This window comes from Pseudomonas sp. SA233, from assembly GCF_054792385.1.
This window is the reverse complement of record NZ_CP096449.1, coordinates 1170410-1186413: the sequence shown is the minus strand read 5'-3', so window position 1 is coordinate 1186413 and position 16004 is coordinate 1170410. Positions and strand designations below refer to the sequence as shown.

The 16004-nt window shown below is 66.8% G+C and carries 13 protein-coding genes; 1 reads left to right on the top strand and 12 read right to left on the bottom strand.

Going from position 1 to position 16004, the window contains the following annotated elements; genetic code table 11:
• Nucleotides 1–3 precede the first annotated feature (3 nt).
• Nucleotides 4–4527, top strand: coding sequence for a hemagglutinin repeat-containing protein (locus M1D87_RS05475; RefSeq protein WP_421091595.1), 4524 nt, complete (start codon nucleotides 4–6; stop codon nucleotides 4525–4527).
• Between the two features lie 247 nt (nucleotides 4528–4774).
• Here the strand turns inward: M1D87_RS05475 and M1D87_RS05470 are convergent, their stop codons facing one another.
• From M1D87_RS05470 to M1D87_RS05415, 12 genes are all read right to left on the bottom strand, one after another.
• On the bottom strand, nucleotides 4775–5434 hold the full coding sequence (locus M1D87_RS05470; protein WP_123083892.1) for a general secretion pathway protein GspN: 660 nt from the start codon (nucleotides 5432–5434) through the stop codon (nucleotides 4775–4777).
• Complete coding sequence (gspM, locus tag M1D87_RS05465) at nucleotides 5431–5817, bottom strand: type II secretion system protein GspM (RefSeq protein ID WP_123083891.1); 387 nt, start codon at nucleotides 5815–5817, stop codon at nucleotides 5431–5433. Before gspM ends, M1D87_RS05470 begins: the two co-directional genes overlap by 4 nt.
• Nucleotides 5814–6890, bottom strand: coding sequence for a type II secretion system protein GspL (gspL, locus tag M1D87_RS05460; protein WP_123083890.1), 1077 nt, complete (start codon nucleotides 6888–6890; stop codon nucleotides 5814–5816). Before gspL ends, gspM begins: the two co-directional genes overlap by 4 nt.
• A complete protein-coding gene (locus tag M1D87_RS05455; protein WP_183596521.1) occupies nucleotides 6887–7438 on the bottom strand; it encodes a type II secretion pathway protein XcpW in 552 nt (183 codons plus the stop codon). Before M1D87_RS05455 ends, gspL begins: the two co-directional genes overlap by 4 nt.
• A 760-nt stretch (nucleotides 7439–8198) precedes the next feature.
• The gene (locus tag M1D87_RS05450) at nucleotides 8199–8567 is read right to left on the bottom strand and encodes a type II secretion system protein (protein ID WP_123083887.1); all 369 of its coding nucleotides are present in this window, start codon (nucleotides 8565–8567) and stop codon (nucleotides 8199–8201) included.
• Nucleotides 8564–9001, bottom strand: a complete 438-nt coding sequence (gspH, locus tag M1D87_RS05445; protein WP_039612779.1) for a type II secretion system minor pseudopilin GspH — start codon at nucleotides 8999–9001, stop codon at nucleotides 8564–8566. Before gspH ends, M1D87_RS05450 begins: the two co-directional genes overlap by 4 nt.
• Nucleotides 9002–9004: 3 nt before the next feature.
• Complete coding sequence (gspG, locus tag M1D87_RS05440) at nucleotides 9005–9439, bottom strand: type II secretion system major pseudopilin GspG (RefSeq protein ID WP_013971171.1); 435 nt, start codon at nucleotides 9437–9439, stop codon at nucleotides 9005–9007.
• A gap of 17 nt (nucleotides 9440–9456) precedes the next feature.
• Entirely contained in the window at nucleotides 9457–10659 is a 1203-nt protein-coding gene (gspF, locus tag M1D87_RS05435) for a type II secretion system inner membrane protein GspF (protein WP_123083886.1), read from the bottom strand.
• Between the two features lie 3 nt (nucleotides 10660–10662).
• Nucleotides 10663–12111, bottom strand: coding sequence for a GspE/PulE family protein (locus tag M1D87_RS05430; protein ID WP_123083885.1), 1449 nt, complete (start codon nucleotides 12109–12111; stop codon nucleotides 10663–10665).
• Nucleotides 12111–13874, bottom strand: coding sequence for a type II secretion system secretin GspD (gene gspD, locus M1D87_RS05425; RefSeq protein WP_182329109.1), 1764 nt, complete (start codon nucleotides 13872–13874; stop codon nucleotides 12111–12113). Before gspD ends, M1D87_RS05430 begins: the two co-directional genes overlap by 1 nt.
• Before the next feature lie 3 nt (nucleotides 13875–13877).
• On the bottom strand, nucleotides 13878–14303 hold the full coding sequence (locus M1D87_RS05420) for a hypothetical protein (protein WP_003257988.1): 426 nt from the start codon (nucleotides 14301–14303) through the stop codon (nucleotides 13878–13880).
• A complete protein-coding gene (locus tag M1D87_RS05415) occupies nucleotides 14300–15940 on the bottom strand; it encodes a bifunctional UDP-sugar hydrolase/5'-nucleotidase (RefSeq protein WP_123083905.1) in 1641 nt (546 codons plus the stop codon). Before M1D87_RS05415 ends, M1D87_RS05420 begins: the two co-directional genes overlap by 4 nt.
• Nucleotides 15941–16004 lie beyond the last annotated feature (64 nt).

The window sequence follows — 16004 nt, the reverse complement described above, 5'->3', positions numbered from 1 at the left end:
AACATGCAAACACTCTCGCAGTCGTCTTCCCGCCCAGATACCTTGCGCTGGGCCATCTTCCTCGCCCTGCTCGGACCCGGCGCCGCACTGGCCCAGGGCGGCCTGACAGCAACCAGCGGCCCCGGCGGCACACCGGTCATCAACGACGGCCACGGCGTCCCGGTCATCGATATTGTCGCGCCAAACAGCAACGGGCTGTCGCACAACCAGTTCCTCGACTACAACGTCGACCGCTCCGGGGTGGTGCTGAACAATGCCACCCAGGCCGGGCAGTCGGAGCTGGCCGGTGCCCTGGCGGCCAACCCGCAATTCCAGGGCCAGGCCGCCTCGACCATCCTCAACGAGGTGGTCAGCCGCAACGCCTCGCTGATCGAAGGGCCGCAGGAAATCTTCGGGCGCCCGGCCGACTACATCCTGGCCAACCCCAATGGCATCACCCTCAACGGCGGCAGTTTCATCAACACCACGCGCGCCGGCTTCGTGGTGGGCACCCCCGAGTTCGACGGCCAGCAACTGAAGTTCCTCGACACGCTGAACGCCAGCGGTACCCTGCAAGTGCTCGAGGGCGGCCAGCGAAACCCCAACGGCGCCCTCGAGCTGATTGCCCCGCGCGTGGACAGCAAAGGGCTGCTGATGGCGCGCAACTCCATCGATATCACCGTGGGTCGCAACCGCATCGACAGCAGCAGCGGCGAAATTGTCGAGCACCTGCCCGGTACCCCTTCCAGCATCGATGCCAGCCTGTTCGGTGCCATGCGCGCCGGGCGCATTCGTGTGGTGAGCACGGCAGAAGGTGCTGGTGTGCGTGTGGGGGCATCGCAGCTGCTTGGCATCGACGGGGTCGACATCCAGTCGGCCGGCGCCCTGCAGGTCAGCGGCAAGGCCGACAGCCCCGTCGAACTGCATAGCGAACAGGGCGATCTGCGGCTGACCGCTGCCGATGATCTGACACTCGAAACCGTCGATGGGCAGGCTCGGCGAATCGAGGCCAAGGCGGGCAAGAAGCTCACGCTGGATGCCACAACCCGCGAGAACATCGAGCGCGACAGCGACAGCTGGAACAAGAAGTTCCTGTTCGTCACCCGCGAAACCTACAACCGCGAAACTACCACCACCCAGCAACAGCAACAGGGCAGCCGCTTGCAAGGCAAGGACAGCGTGCTGCTGCAATCCGCTGACGACATGCGCCTGGTGGCTGCCAAGGTGGATGCTGGCAATGAGCTGACCCTCGACAGCGGCGCCAACCTGGCCATCGCTGCCGGCATCGACAGCCAGCACACCGAAGAGCAGGTTCGCCACCGCAAGGACTTGTGGCGCGGTGACAGTGATACCGACCAGTACAAGGAAACCGTACAAGGCAGTGCGCTCCAGGCCCAGCGCATGACGCTCAAGGCCAAGAATACTGTCGATGTGAAGGGGAGCAGCCTGCACAGCCGCGGCGACATGGCGATAGAAGCCAAGGAGGCAAACATCGCTACCACCGCCCTGCAGCAGCGCGGTACCCGGCGCGACTATCGCGGCGACCTGGTATCCGGCACCTTCTTTGGCGACCGCAAGGGTAACGAAAGCGAAGGCCAGGCCGTTGCCGGCAGCAGTGTCACGGCGGATGGCAAGCTTACCGTGACAGCTGACCAGGTAGCCATCAAGGGCAGTACCGTGTTCGGCAAGGAGGACTCGGTGCTCTACAGCACAAAAGGTTCACTGGCCATCGAAGCCGACCATGGTCGAACCACCTCTACCGACCGTACCAGCGACAGCAAGCTGTTCGGCCTGATTGGCAGCGACCGCGAGAACACCGAGCGTACGCAACAGGTGCTTACCAGCGACGTCAGCTCGGCCACCAATCTGCGCCTGGCCAGCGCCGAGGAAATGCGCATCCAGGGCGCCAAGGTCGTAGCGGGCGAGCACCTGCTGGTAGAGGCCAAGGGCGACCTGCTGATTACCAGCGCGCAAGCGGTTGACGAGCGCGAAACCCGTAACCAGCAACGTGGTTTCACTGCCAGCGCCAAGCAGACCCAGGAGGCCGAGGATGGCAAGCCCGAGTCCCGCCAGTACTCGGCCGGCATTGCCTATGACGTCGCCACCACCAGCAGCAGGCAGCGCACCACCAGCCAGGTCGCCAGTGAGCTCGGGGGAGCTTCGGTGAGCCTTGGCAGCGGGGCTCACCTGCAGGTCAACGGTTCCACTGTGAAGGCCGCCGCAGGCGACCTCGATGTGCAGGCGCAAAAGGTGACCCTGGGGGCAACCCGCAATTACCACGACACCACCACCAGCACCACCCAGAGTGGCGGCGGCTTGACGGTGACCGGCGGCATCGACCGGCTGGGCAGCTTGTTCGAAGGCCATCACAACCGCCAGGTGCAGACTGAACGCGACAGCAAGGCGCAACGCAGCACATTGCAGGCCAGCGGCGACCTGAAGCTCAAAGGCGATGAACTGGTCACCGAGGCCGCACGCGTCAAGGCTGGCAACACTCTGCAGGTAACGGCCAAACACATCGACAACCGCGCGGTGCAGGATATCGAGGAACGTGAACAAAGCCGTGACGACTGGTCGGGCAGCCTCGGCGCCAGTGTCGAGTATCGCGACCTTACCCGCCCCATCGAACGCCTGGTGCAGGGCGAAGAAGCCGCACGCTTCCAGCAAGCCTCCCCCGAAGACGCCATGGCGCCGCCCAGCGTTGGCGCCGACATGACCGTGGACCACCTCAAGCGCCTGGAAAACCGGCGCCGCGGCTTTGCCCAGGTGAGCGAGTTGTCCGGGGCCAAGGTTGAAGTCAAGGCCGACAACATCACTGACCAGGGCACCGCCTGGCGCGCCAACGCCGGCAAGCTGCAGATCGAGGCCCGACAACACCAGATGCAGGCGGCCGAGAACACCCAGGAAAATACCGTGCAACGCCTGGCCTACGGCGGCGATGTTCGCCTGGACACCAGCACCGGCGAAGACCTCAATGTACGCGCCGCCGGCAAAGGCGGCTCGCTGGACAAAAAGGACAGCACCAGCAGCGCCGTACCCGGCAGCCTGTATGGGCAACAGGGCATCCAGGTGCAATTGGGCAGCTCAGGCCACTATGAAGGGACGCGCATCGATGGCGGTGAAGGCAGCGTGGTCATGAGCAGTGCCGGTTCGCTGACATTGCCCCAGGCAACCGACCAGGTCGAACAGCAGTCACGCCAGCTCGACGGCAATGCCTGGGCCAAGGTCGGCAACCGCCCGGGCAGCACCGGCGTCGATGGCCGGGGCTACCTCGACCATGGCCAGAGCCAGAGCACACAGCGCAAGGCCCAGGTGGCGCAGATCGACGCCAAGGGCCAGGTACAACTGAGCAGTGGCGGCGACCTGTTGCTCGAAGGCACCCGCATTGGCAGCCGTGAGGCCAAGACCGGCGACATTCAACTGCAAAGCGGCGGCCGGCTGCAGGTCAAGGCGGCCAGCGATACCCAGAACGCTACCGGCGCCAAGATGGGCGGCGGCGTGGAGCTGGCGGTCAAGGCTGGCGACACCAAGGGCGGTGCCATCGGAGGCCACTTCAGCCACGGCAAGCAGGATGAAGAGGCACGCCAGGCGGTGAATGCCCTGTTCGCAAGCAACGGCACAGTGACCCTGGGCAGCAGCGCCCGCGAGAATGTCGCCCTGCACCTTGAGGGCCTGCAGGCCTTGGCCGAACAGATAACCCTCGACGCATCGAATGGCGGCATGCTGGTGGAAGCGTCATCCAGCCAGGAGCGACGTGACAACCTCGACATCACCGCCGGGGCCGGCTTCGACATGGCCAAGGGCGCGCTCGATACTCGCAGCCTGCATGGCCGCGTCAAAGTGGAGCTCGACAAGCGCGACAACCTCACCTGGAATGCCAGCGACCTGCGCGCCGAGCGCATCGACCTGCAAAGCCGCGGCGATACTCGCCTCGAAGGCGCCACCGTGGAAGCTGGGCATATCAAGGGAATGATCGATGGCGACCTGCGTATCGCCAGCCGCAAGGACAGCGTCAATACCCTGAGCGTGAAAGGTGATGCCCGCCTGAGCCAGGAGAAAAACCCGCGGGGCTACGTCAACGCGGCCACTTCGGTGGCAGGGCCACTGGGGAGCAAGGTGAATGAAAAAGCTGGCTCCGCCCTGAGCAAGGCAGACCCGGGGCTGTCGCCCACTTTCAGCCTCGACGTGTCGCACGTGCAGCGCGACAGCGTAGGCCAGCAGGCCACGCTCAAAGGTAGCGACGGCATCGACCTGCAGGTTGGTGGCAACGCTCAGCTGGTGGGGGCACGCTTGCAGTCGGCCAAAGGCGATGTGGTACTCGACGCCAACTCGGTTAGCCGGGAAACACTGAGCGGTAACGACTATCGCCGGGATGTGTCGATCGATGCGTCCAACTCGCCAGTGGACCTGGGCACCGCGGTGGCCGAAATGGCCAAGGGCAAGGGTGCGGCGGATGGGGAAAATGCACTGGACCTGGGGTTGTTGAGGACCAGTGGGCACAATCGCAGTGAGCAGTGGGCTTCGAGTGTGCAGGGCAAGAAAAACTGAAGCAGGCACCGCGCTGGAGGGCACAGGCTTCGCCCGTGTTCGCGGGTAAACCCGCTCTCATGGAACTCATTGGTTCAGTGAGTTTCTGTAGGAGCAGCCTTGTGCTGCGAAGAGGCCGGTACTGACAAAGCCTGATTATTGCTCGAACCGGCCTCTTCGCAGCACAAGGCTGCTCCTACAAAGGACGCGTCAGAGTCGATTGGATAAGTTGTAAGAGCCGAGCCAGCTTGCCGGCGATAACACCTGTCTACCAGCGCAAATCCCGCTGCCCTGCCAGCGCCTGCGGCCCAAGCCACTGCACCCCACGCAGCAAAGGCGTCAGCGCCGCTTCTGGCTGCAACTCCACCACCACTTGCGCCCGGCGTGCTGGCAGGTCAGCATCCACGGCCAACAGATGCTGCCCCGGCTGCGCCAACTGCCCGCGCAGGTGCCAGCCGCTGCGGCAGTCCATTTCCAGCCAGCCCTGCCCCAGGCCCAGTGACCAGGGCTCGCTCAAGGCAAGGTCGGTTACCGTCATGCGGCCTTCGCTGGCACGGCATTGCCGCCCTGCTCCCTGCACCCGCAACGCGCCTTGCCACTGGCCGGCCAAGCGGAAATCCGTCGTCACCGTCGCCTGGGCACCCATGGCCGTCGCCCCCAACCGCCAGCGCCATGGCCAGCCTTCGGCGCGCAACTGCCAGGCCTGGCCCTGGAAGCCCAGCTGCGCGTTCGCCTGCATGCGCCAGGGCTGCACCGCCCAACGCAATGGCCCGACCGGCCCCAGTTGCTGCGCCTGGCCTTGCCACAGGCTGCCGCTGACATCGCGCGCTGGCAGGCCTATCCCGCGCACCACCCAGCTGGCCGGCAGTTCCACCAGCAATGTCACGGTGAATACCAACAGTACCCACGCCACACTTCTTCGGCTCATGGCCGCACCACCAGGTCGAAGCGCAATCTCTTTTCATGCTGTTCCAGCCCCCACTGCAATGGCTGTACGCCTTCTGCACGCAGGGTCTGCAACCAGCCTTGCAGCACTCGCTCGTCGGCCACCTGCCCACGGAGTTGCCAGGTCTTGCCCTGCGCATCGACCTCGGCCAGTTCGATCTGCCGCGCCTGGGCCGACTGGCGTAGCCGCTCCAGGCTCAACCCCGGGCCGCCTTGAAGGCTGGACGCCTGTTCGGCCAGCCCGCGCCACTGGCTGAGCTCGCGCCATTGCGCAAGGCCTGCGCGCAGGGCCAGGAAGGCCAGCAAAACAGCAATCAGTAGCCAGGCGAACTTCAAACGGTGACGCTGTATCCAGTCCCGGTTCATGAGGCTGCTCCCAGGTCGAACACCACTTGGCCGTCCTGCACCTGGACAGAGGCCCCGGCGGCTGTCGCCATGTCGCTCCATGGCGGCGCACCGCCCTCGCCTTCCAGCCGCAAGTGCCAGCGCTGGCCATCGAAGCGTACCGCTTGCAGGCGCCAGCCGGGGTGGTCACGCAGCCAGGCCTGCAACGCAGCCTGCAGGTCTTCGAGTTGGCGCGTGCGCAGCTGCTGTTGCAATTCACTTTCGCCCAGGCGCTTGAGGGCCTGCGCGGCGTGCCGGGGGCTGGCCTGCTCACCGGTCACGGCGATGACCTGGCTGCGCCAGAGTTGCGCCTGGGCCCACTGCTTGCTCAACCACAGCCCGCCCCAGACGGCAGCCAGTACCAGGCAGGCCGTAAGCAACCGTTGCTGCGGCCGGGACACCACCGGCAGCGAACGCACCTTGCGGGTACGCTCGAACAGGCCGGGCAATGAATCGAGCGGTGCCAGCGTACTGGGCCAGTCGCCGCTCAGCGAAACCTTTTGCAGCTCCGCCCACGGTTGCCGTGGCACCTCGCCCAGTGCATCCGGCCAGGCCAGCCAGTGCTCCTGCCCGCCTTCGGCCAGCCCTTTGTACAAATACATGCCGGGTGTGCGCTGCCATTGCCAGGCACGTCCCGCCTCGGGCGGCGGCAGCAGCTGTAGTTCTGCCCAGCAACGTGCCACCTGCAAGCCCCATTCGGCGCACTGCCCGCGCCAGTCGTCCAGTTGCTGACGGGCCACTACCAGCAACCGAAGGTGGCCTGGTTCGCGAGCCAGGCAGGCACATGTCACTTCGTCGACGGCCTGCAGCAAACGGTCTTCGAGCAACAGCGGCCATTCTTCACGCTTGAGCCCGGGCGGTGCCGGCACGCGGAAATAGCTGCAGGCCTCGGCAGGCAGGATCAACGCCACACGGGCCTGCAGGTTCGCCGGGGGCTCGCCCTGCCCATGGCGTTGCACAAGGCCGCCCTCGGCCAGCGCCCAGTGCCAGGCAACGCCCGGTCGCAGCAACAGCCACGACTGGGCCGGGCTGCGCCGCCGCCATTCAAACTTCATGAGCGCCCCCACGGGAGCGCGAAAGTGCAGACATAGGGTGCTCCGTCACGCTGCAGTTCCAGACGCACGCCACGGCCGGGGTGCGCAGGTTGGTCGGAAGGCCAGGCCAGCCAGCGGCCGCCCTGGTAATAAAGAACATTCATGGCGCTGACCCGGTCGAGCCGCTCGCGCTGGACCCAGCGTGGGGCGGCGGCGGCATAGAGATCGGCCGAGCTTTCCAGCAGCAGGCGCTGCTCACGCGCCTCGAAGCGCAGGCGCTGGCGCTGCAGGCGCGAGCCGCCTTCGGCTTCCGGCATGCCGGTAATGGCGACCCAGAGCAACTGGTTGCTTGCCGGTTGCCAGTCCAGCCAGCGGCTGGCCAAGGGCAGGCGCTGGTCGTAGACACGGCGCATTACCGGGCTGTCGAAGCGACGCTCCAGGGCCAGGCATAAATCCAGCACCGAGGTTTCCTGATTGGTGACCTGCAGGCGTTCGCGAACCTTGAGCCAGCCGTTGACCAGGGCGGCGAGCATGATGCCGAGTACGGCGGTAAGTGCCAGGGCGACCATCAGCTCGATCAGGGTAAGGCCGGCCTGGCGGTGCCTCGTGGGTAGACATCTGCGCGGGGGGTGAAACTGGGTATCTGTGGGAGCGGGCGCGCCCGCGAACACCGGCGCAGCCGGTGCCATGCACCGCGGTGCCTGCTTCGCGGGTAAACCCGCTCCTACAGGGGCAGGCATCTGCGCGGGGTGGAACTGGGCATCTGTAGGAGCGGGTTCACCCGCGAACACCGGCGAAGCCGGTGCCATGCACCGCGGTGCCTGCTTCGCGGGTAAACCCGCTCCTACAGGGGCAGGCATCTGCGCGGGGTGGTACCGGGCCTCTGTGGGAGCGGGTTCACCCGCGAACACCGGCGCAGCCGGTGCCATGCACCGCGGTGCCTGCTTCGCGGGTAAACCCGCTCCTACAGGGACCGCACAAGCTTCACGGTCTCTGTAACTCACGGCTGCTCCAGGGGCAGGCATCTGCGCGGGGTGGAACCGGGCCTCTGTGGGAGCGGGCGCGCCCGCGAACACCGGCGAAGCCGGTGCCATCCACCGCGTTGCCTGCTTCGCGGGTAAACCCGCTCCTACAGGGACCGCACACGCTTCACGGTCTCTGTAACTCATGGCCGCTCCGGGGCAGGCATCTGCGCGGGGTGGAACCGGGCCTCTGTGGGAGCGGGTTCACCCGCGAACACCGGCGAAGCCGGTGCCATCCACCGCGTTGCCTGCTTCGCGGGTAAACCCGCTCCTACAGGGACCGCACAAGCTTCACGGTTTCTGTAACTCATGGTCGCTCCAGGAACACGGTGTACTGGCCTAGCGGCAGGCGCTGGTCGCGGTCGGCGAACAACAGCAGCTCGCCACGGCGCAGGTCGCGTACGCCGGTGCGGCGCAGTTGCAGTTGCCAGTGGCAGCGCTGGCCGCCTTGGCTCAGTTCACCGCCAACCTGGTTTTCCGCCGGCCAGTACTGCTCGACGGCAAAGCGGGTTTGCAGTTCTCGCGCGCATAGCAGGCCAAGGCGGTGTTGCTGCAGGTTGTCCTGCACCTCCAGGCGCTGGCGCAAAACCTGGCTGGTGATCACCGCCAGCACCGCGACAATCGCCAGGGCCACGGTCACCTCCAGCAGGGTGAAGCCACGCTGATGCCGCTTCATGGGGCGACCACCACCTGCAAGCGGCCATCGCGGCTCCAGGCCCATTGCTGGCTGCCATCGGCCCAACGCCAGCGCACGTTGCCTGGTTGCGCCCAGCCATGCGGAGTGAACAACAGGCGCGGCTGCGGGCTGGCCGGCCAGTCCGGGCGCAGCCCCTTGGGCCAGTCACCAAGGGCGACTGCCTCGACCACCCAGCCATTACCCTCGCGCCGGACGAACTCCGGACGCTGGCCATTCCAGCGCAGCCCGCGCAGCTGCCCGGCATGCCGGGCCAGCACGGCCTGCGACCGGGCCTCGCTCGCCAGCCGTTGCAGCGCCTGGTCGACACTGGCCTGGCTGTTGCCGAACCCGGCCACCGCCAATCCGGTCATCAGCCCGGCGATGGCCAGCACCACCAGCAATTCGATCAGGCTGAAACCCCGCTGACGACGCACCCGTTACAGCTCCCAGTTACCCAGGTCGGCATCCTGGCCTTCGCCGCCCGGCAGCCCGTCGGCACCCAGCGAGTACACGTCGACCCGGCCATGTTCGCCGGGCATGCGGTACTGGTAAGGGGTGCCCCACGGGTCTTCCGGCAGGCGGCGCACGTAGCCGTCGCTGCGCCAGGCCCGTGGCAGCGGCTCCTGGGCCGGCTTTTTCACCAGCGCGGCCAGGCCCTGCTCGCTACTGGGGAAGCGCAGGTTGTCCAGGCGGTACATGTCCAGCGCCTGCTCCAGGGTGGCCAGGTCGGCCATCACCTTCTGCTTCATGGCCTTGTCCTGGTTGCCCAGCACGCTGGGCGCGACCACGGCGATGAGCAGGCCGATGATGAAAATCACCACCATGATTTCCATGAGGGTGAAACCGCGCTGGCGGTTACGTCGATGCTGCATGGCAGTACTCCTTGTCGTCACAGTTGCAGGCCCTGGTTGAGTTGCATGATCGGCAACAGCACCGCCAGCACGATGAACAGCACCACGGCGCCCATCACCAGGATCATCAGGGGTTCGAACAGCGCCATGGCGGTATCGACCTGGCGGGCGAAGCCGCGCTCCTGGTCATCGGCCACGCGCTCGAGCATGTCGGCCAGGGTGCCGCTGGCCTCGCCGCTGCCGACCATGTTCACCAGCAGCGGCGGGAACTGCTGGCTGACATCCAGCGCGCGATGCAGGCTGGTGCCGCCCTGAACTTGCTGGCGCACCTGCTCCATGGCCAGGCGGATACGCCGGTTGCCGACGGTTTCGGTGGCCACTTGCAGGGCTTCGAGCAGGGCCACGCCACTGCCGCTGAGGATTGCCAGGCTGCGTGCCAGGCGCGCGCTTTCCAGCACCTGCAGCAGGTTGCCTATATGTGGCAGGCGTAGCAGCAGCTGGTCACGGCGCAGGCACCAGTGCGGCTTGCGCAGCAACCAGCCGCCGAGCGCTCCAAGCAACAGGGCCAGCGCCAGAAGCCAGGGCCCGGCCTGCACCAACCCTTGGCTCAGGCCGATCAGCAACGAGGTAATGAGCGGCAGGCTTTGCCCGGCATGGGCGAACTGTTCGGTGAGCTTGGGTACCACGAAGGTCATCAGGCCTACCACCACGGCAAGCGACACCCCCATCAACACGGCGGGGTAAATCAGCGCGGTACGTGCCTTGTGCTGCTGTCGTTGAACCTGCTCCAGATGGTCGGCGAGGCGGGTCAGCACCTGGGCCAGGCGGCCGGACCGCTCGCCGGCCTCGACCAGCGCGCAGTACAGGCCGGTAAACGGTGCCCCCTGACGTGCCAGGCTGCGAGCCAGGCCCAGGCCTTCGGCCAACGAGCCGCGCAAGGCCACCAGCACACTGTGCAAGGCGGGCTGGCGCAGTTGCCGTTCCAGGGTAGCCAGGGCGTCGACCAGAGGGATACCGGCACCGGTCAGGGTGGCCAGCTGACGAGTCAGTTCGCACAGCTGGGCGCGGCTCAGGCGCTGGCGCCGGGGTTGCCGGGTGCCGACTTCGTGACGCTGCAAGCGGCGGGCGAACAGGCCCTGCTCACGCAACAACTGGCGGGCATGACGTTCGCTGTCGGCCTGCAAGCTGGCCTTGTGGGTCTTGCCGGCGAGGTCGACGGCCTGGTAGCGATAGGTCGGCATGGCTCAGCCCTGCACCACGCGCAGTACTTCGGCCAGGCTGGTCTCGCCACGGGCCAGGCAGTCACTGGCCATCGCCACCAGGCTCTGCCGGCGCCCGGCCAGGTAGTCCAGCATGGCCAGTTCGCTGGCGCCGTCGTACAACAGGCCGATCAGCCCGGCATCCAGCTCGATGAATTCATACAGGCCCAGGCGCCCGACATACCCGCTGCCCTGGCATTGCTCGCAGCCCACCGCGTGGTAGCTGCTGCCCAGCGCCGCCAGTTCGGGCCACAGGTCGCGTTCCGCCGGCTGCAGCGGGTGCGCCACGGCGCAACTGCACAAGCGCCGCACCAGGCGCTGAGCCAGTACGCCGCGCAGGCACGAGGCAATCAGGAACGGTTCGATGCCCATGTCGCGCAGGCGGGTCACCGCGCCCACCGCACTGTTGGTGTGCAGCGTGGACAACACCAGGTGACCGGTGAGGCTGGCCTGCACGGCGATCTGCGCGGTCTCCTGGTCACGGATTTCGCCGAGCATGATCACGTCCGGGTCCTGGCGCAGGATGGCACGCAGGCCACTGGCAAAGGTCAGCCCGGCACGCGGGTTGATGGCGGTCTGGCCGATGCCGGCGATAGCGTATTCCACCGGGTCCTCGACCGTGAGGATGTTGCGGCTGCCGTCGTTGAGACTGTTGAGGCTGGCATACAGGGTAGTGGTCTTGCCCGAACCGGTCGGCCCCGTGGACAGCACTATGCCGTTGGGCCGTGCCAGGCAACTGCGCAGGCCCTGCAACACCGCCGCCGGCATGCCCAGGTTGCCCAGCGCCAGCAGGCTGGCCTGCTTGTCGAGCACGCGCATCACCACCCGTTCGCCGTGGATGCCGGGCAGTGTCGAGACCCGCACATCCACTTCGCGCCCCGCCGCACGCAGGGTGATACGGCCATCCTGGGGCTGGCGCTTTTCGGCGATGTCCAGACGGGCCATGACCTTGATCCGCGACACCAGCATGGCCGACAGCGCACGCGGTGGGCGCAACACTTCGCGCAGGTGGCCATCGACCCGCAGGCGCACCACGAGGCTCTGCTCGAAGGTTTCTATGTGAATGTCCGAAGCGCGCAGGCGCAGGGCCTGGCCGAACAGGCCGTTGATCAGGCGGATTACCGGGGCTTCGTCGTCGCTTTCCAGCAGGTCCTCGATGCGCGGCATTTCGCTCATCAGGCTGTCCAGGTCGACCTGGTCGCCGATGCCCTCGATCAGCGCCTCGGTGGCAGCATCGCCGGCCTGGTACAGCTGGCCGAGGCGTTCGTCGAACAGTGCAGGCTCCAGGTATTCGAGCAGGCTGGGCTGGCCGTGCACGCGCAGCAGCTCCTGCAATTGGGCGCTGTCGGCGTCGGGCCGCAGCCACAGCTGCCAGCCGTGCTCCGCCGGTGCCATGGCCACCCCGCTCTGCCGCGCCTGGCGATAAGACAGCATCACCAGTCACCGCCTTCCAGCCGTGCGCGGCTGGAGGGGAACACCTGCAGCAGCGGCGTAGCGCCTTGCGCATCAGCCAGGTCGGGCAACTGCAGCGGCGTGGTCTGCTGCAAGGTACGGTACTTGTCTTCACTGAGCCCGGCCAGGCTCGGCCCGTCACGCAGGATGCGCGGGCGGATGAACACCATCAGGTTCTGCTTGGTGTTCTTCGTGGCGTCGGAGCGAAACAGCCGGCCCAGGTAAGGGATATCGCCAAGCAGCGGCACACGCTGGTCGCTGGTGCTCAGTTCGTCGCTGATCAGGCCGCCGAGGATCACCAGGCCGTTGTCCTCGACCATGACCTTGGTCTTGATCTCGCGCTTGTTGGTGATCACGTCGCTGGCAGCCGTGGTGTCGGCAATCGACGACACTTCCTGGACGATGTCCAGGCGCACGCTGTTGTCGATGTTGATCTGCGGCTTGATGCGCAGCTTCACCCCGACTTCCTTGCGCTCGATGGTCTGGTACGGGTTGGCGTTGTTCTGCGTCACCGATCCGGTGACGAAGGGCACTTCCTGGCCGACCAGGATCGACGCCTCGGCGTTATCCAGGGTCAGCAGGGTGGGCGTGGACAGCAGGTTGAAGCCGCTCTTGCCCTTCAGCGCGTTGACCAGCATGGCGAAATTGAAGCCGCCGCCGAAATGGCCGATACCCGCCATGGCGCCGGTGGTGCTGGACAGCAAATCGCCAAGGGCCTCGTTGTCGCCACTGGCAGCGGCCCCGGCGATGCTGGCGATGTTTACCCCGTTGCTGCCGAAATTGACGATGCCGGCACCGAACTTCTCGTCAGCGAACAGCCATTGCACGCCCAGCTCCTGGGCGCTGCTGTCGGACACCTCGGCGATGATCGCTTCCACCACTACCTGGGCTCGGCGGATGTCCAGCTGCTCGACGATGGCGCGGTAGGCAGCCAGCTCGCTGTCGGGGCCGACCATGACCACGGCGTTGGTGCCTTCTTCGTATTCCAGGCGGATGCCCGAGCCTCCGGCGACAGGCACTACGGGCCTTTCCTTGCCCTCTCCTTCGCCCGCACCTTCAGAGGGCGCCATGCCTTCCTGGCTGAGCCCGCGCAACACCTTGACCACTTCACCAGCATTGGCATGGCGCAGGTAGATGACCTGGGTACTGCCACTGCCTGGTGCATCCTGGGGGCGGTCGAGCTGACGCAGCAAGCTGGCGATACGTTCCAGGTTGCTGCGCCAGTCGGTAACTACCAACTGGTGCGCTGCCGGATAAGGTGTGATCACACCGACCCGTGGGTCGATCAGGGGCTTGAGAATGCCCAGCACCTGCTCGCTGGCAGCGTTGCGCACATTGAATACCCGCGTGGCCACGCTGTCGCTGCCTTCCCCCTGCTGCCCTCCCGCCTCCACCGGCACAGGCTCCAAGCGGGCGGCCTGGTCGGGAACGATCTTCACGCTGCCGTTGGGCAGGTCGACAGTGGCGTAGCCCTGGGCGCGCAGCTGGGCCAGAAAGATGTCGTAGATGGCATCGGCGTCGTGCAGGTCGACGGTGCGCACGGTGACCTTGCCCTTGACCCGGGGGTCGACGATGAAGGTGGTGCCGGTAATGCGCGACACGCTGTCGATGAACTCGCCCAGTTCGGTGTCGACGAAGTTCACCTCGTACATCGGCGTGCCGTTGTCGTCGAACACCGGCTCTTCAGCACAAGCCATGGACAGGGCCAGGCTCAGCGCGGCCGCCACACAATATCTAACAGGCATCGTTCATCCTTGCCGCTTGAAGCCGGTCACGGCGGGGCGTGGCGGCCAGGGCAGGCGTTCACGCCGCCCCTGGTTGTTGAAAATCAGGCCATCGCTGTCGATGTCCTGCAGCACGATCCCTGGCGCCAGACGCTGGCCGCGGGCCAAGGTGCGCACCTGCTCGCCATAGCGCAGCACCACCACGCTGGAGCCCAGCGGCTGGGCCTTGAGGCCGCCCAGGTATTGCAACGGCAGGCGGGTGATGGCGATGGCACCGTCGTCGACGGGTACCTGCCAATGGCCGACCATCAAGCCAGGCAACGGTTTGTCGGCCACGGCAGGCGCAGTGGCCGGTTGCGGCTGGCGGCCCAGTTGCAGCACGCACTGGGCGGCCAGCCAGCCGGCCAGGGTCAGGCCAGCGCCAGTCAGAAGGCGCGAGGCGAGCATCACGAGGCCAGTTGCCTTGGGTGCCAGCCCGGGTGCCCCTGCACGTAGCGCACTTCGGGCAGTTGCAGCGGCGCCAGTTGCCAGTCGCTCGCCTGGCGGGCGAGCCAGGCTTCGACCCGTTGCCACAGCGGCTCGCCAGCTTGGGTTTCGAATTGCAGGCCAAAGGTGCGGCACAGGCCCTGCACCGGTTCCAGGCCACTGATGCGCTTGCCTTGCGGGCTGTAGCTGACACGCCAGGCCTGGCCCTGCCAGCGCGGCAGGTCCTGGCTGTTGTCCAGCAGCAGCGGGTCGCCGAACAGTTGCTCCGCGGCGTTTTCCAGCACTTGTTCGACCTGCCGGGCCGGCGCTTCGACCACCGGTGCCGGGTAGCCACCGGTGAGGCTGATCAGGTGTTCGCGGGTAATGGCCGCCCCGGCGGGCAGCGGGTAGTCATAGCGCAGGCCCGGCAGCAGCACCGGCATGCTGCTGTCATCGGCCAGGGCCTGATGCAGCAGACGGTCCCAGCTGCCGCCTCGGGTGTCGCGGCGCCACAGCGCCTGGGGCGCGCGGGCCAGCGGTTGATCGAGCCAGGCCGCGTGGCCGGCGCGCTGCTGGCGCAGTTCTGCCTGCAATGCCCCGATACGCTGCTGCGCGGCGGGTGCCAGCTGGTGCTCAAAGGCCGGGTAGAAACGCCCATCGAACTGCCACAACCCCGCCACACGCTGGCAGCGCAGGCGGAAGGCGCCGCTGCCCCGGCACCCAGCGAACAGCACCGGCACGCGGCGGCCGCTGGCCTGGCTCACCTCGACAGGCGCCGGCCACAGGTCCTGGCCGCGGGCGCACAGCAACACGTCGATCTGCGGCACCCGCTCGGCCAGCCACAGGCCCGGCCCGGTACCGACATCGGCCATGGCTACCACCAAGTCAGCATCGCGCCGCGCCTGTTCGAACACCGGCTGCAATGATTGGTACCACTGTTTAAGAGAGGCTTTCTGGTCCTGGGCGTAGGGGTCGGTCACGCCGACCACAGCAATACGTGCACCGCCACGTTCGAAGACGTGCAAGGCTTCCAGGCCCAAAGCCCGGCGTTGCGTGTCTGCCAGCCCGGCGCCCAGGGTAACGGAGCCAGCCTGGCGATACAGCGCCGGGCTGCGCTGTGGCCACAGCACGCGCTCGTCGCTGCTGACCCGCGCTTCGCTGCCCAGCAGCTGGCTGCCCTGCAGGCCGCTTTCGCCCTGGGTCAGGTAGGCCAGGCCACTGCCATTCCAGCCCTGGCCGTTTTCCAGGGTCAGGCTGTTGCCCGCCCCAGCCTCGCCGCGCAGTTGCTCGAGCAACGCCGCCAGCACCGCATAGCCGCCCAGCTGGGCAGATGCAGCCTGGCTGGCATCGAGCAGTGGCGCCAGTTGCGGGTAGGCGATACTGGCACTGCTGCCGGTCATCCATGGTGCGCGGCCCAGGTGGCTGACCGGCCCCAGGCGGGTGGCCGGCACCACGGCCTGGCCCGGTTGGCGGGCATCGAGGGTATCGGCCACGTACAGCAGGTCGAGGCTGGCGTTGCCGCCCTGCTGCCCAGGGAAGGCGGAACAGGCGCCGAGCAACGGTGCCAAGGCGCCGATACCCATCCAGCCGATCACTTCGCGCCTGTGCACACTGCTTGCCATCGAACCCGCCATCCTTATCCATGTTCATTCAGGGCACCGGATGTTGCGGCGTTGGCATTACAGT

Bases quoted from the DNA above. Each gene is read 5' to 3' on its own strand.
- M1D87_RS05415 (WP_123083905.1), bottom strand. From the start codon at position 15,940: ATGGCAAGCAGTGTGCACAGGCGCGAAGTGATCGGCTGGATGGGTATC.
- M1D87_RS05455 (WP_183596521.1), bottom strand. From the start codon at position 7,438: ATGGTCGCCCTGGCACTTACCGCCGTACTCGGCATCATGCTCGCCGCC.
- M1D87_RS05470 (WP_123083892.1), bottom strand. From the start codon at position 5,434: ATGAGCCGAAGAAGTGTGGCGTGGGTACTGTTGGTATTCACCGTGACA.
- gspM (WP_123083891.1), bottom strand. From the start codon at position 5,817: ATGAACCGGGACTGGATACAGCGTCACCGTTTGAAGTTCGCCTGGCTA.
- M1D87_RS05475 (WP_421091595.1), top strand. From the start codon at position 4: ATGCAAACACTCTCGCAGTCGTCTTCCCGCCCAGATACCTTGCGCTGG.
- gspD (WP_182329109.1), bottom strand. From the start codon at position 13,874: ATGCCTGTTAGATATTGTGTGGCGGCCGCGCTGAGCCTGGCCCTGTCC.
- M1D87_RS05450 (WP_123083887.1), bottom strand. From the start codon at position 8,567: ATGAAGCGGCATCAGCGTGGCTTCACCCTGCTGGAGGTGACCGTGGCC.
- gspF (WP_123083886.1), bottom strand. From the start codon at position 10,659: ATGCCGACCTATCGCTACCAGGCCGTCGACCTCGCCGGCAAGACCCAC.
- M1D87_RS05430 (WP_123083885.1), bottom strand. From the start codon at position 12,111: ATGCTGTCTTATCGCCAGGCGCGGCAGAGCGGGGTGGCCATGGCACCG.
- gspG (WP_013971171.1), bottom strand. From the start codon at position 9,439: ATGCAGCATCGACGTAACCGCCAGCGCGGTTTCACCCTCATGGAAATC.
- gspL (WP_123083890.1), bottom strand. From the start codon at position 6,890: ATGAAGTTTGAATGGCGGCGGCGCAGCCCGGCCCAGTCGTGGCTGTTG.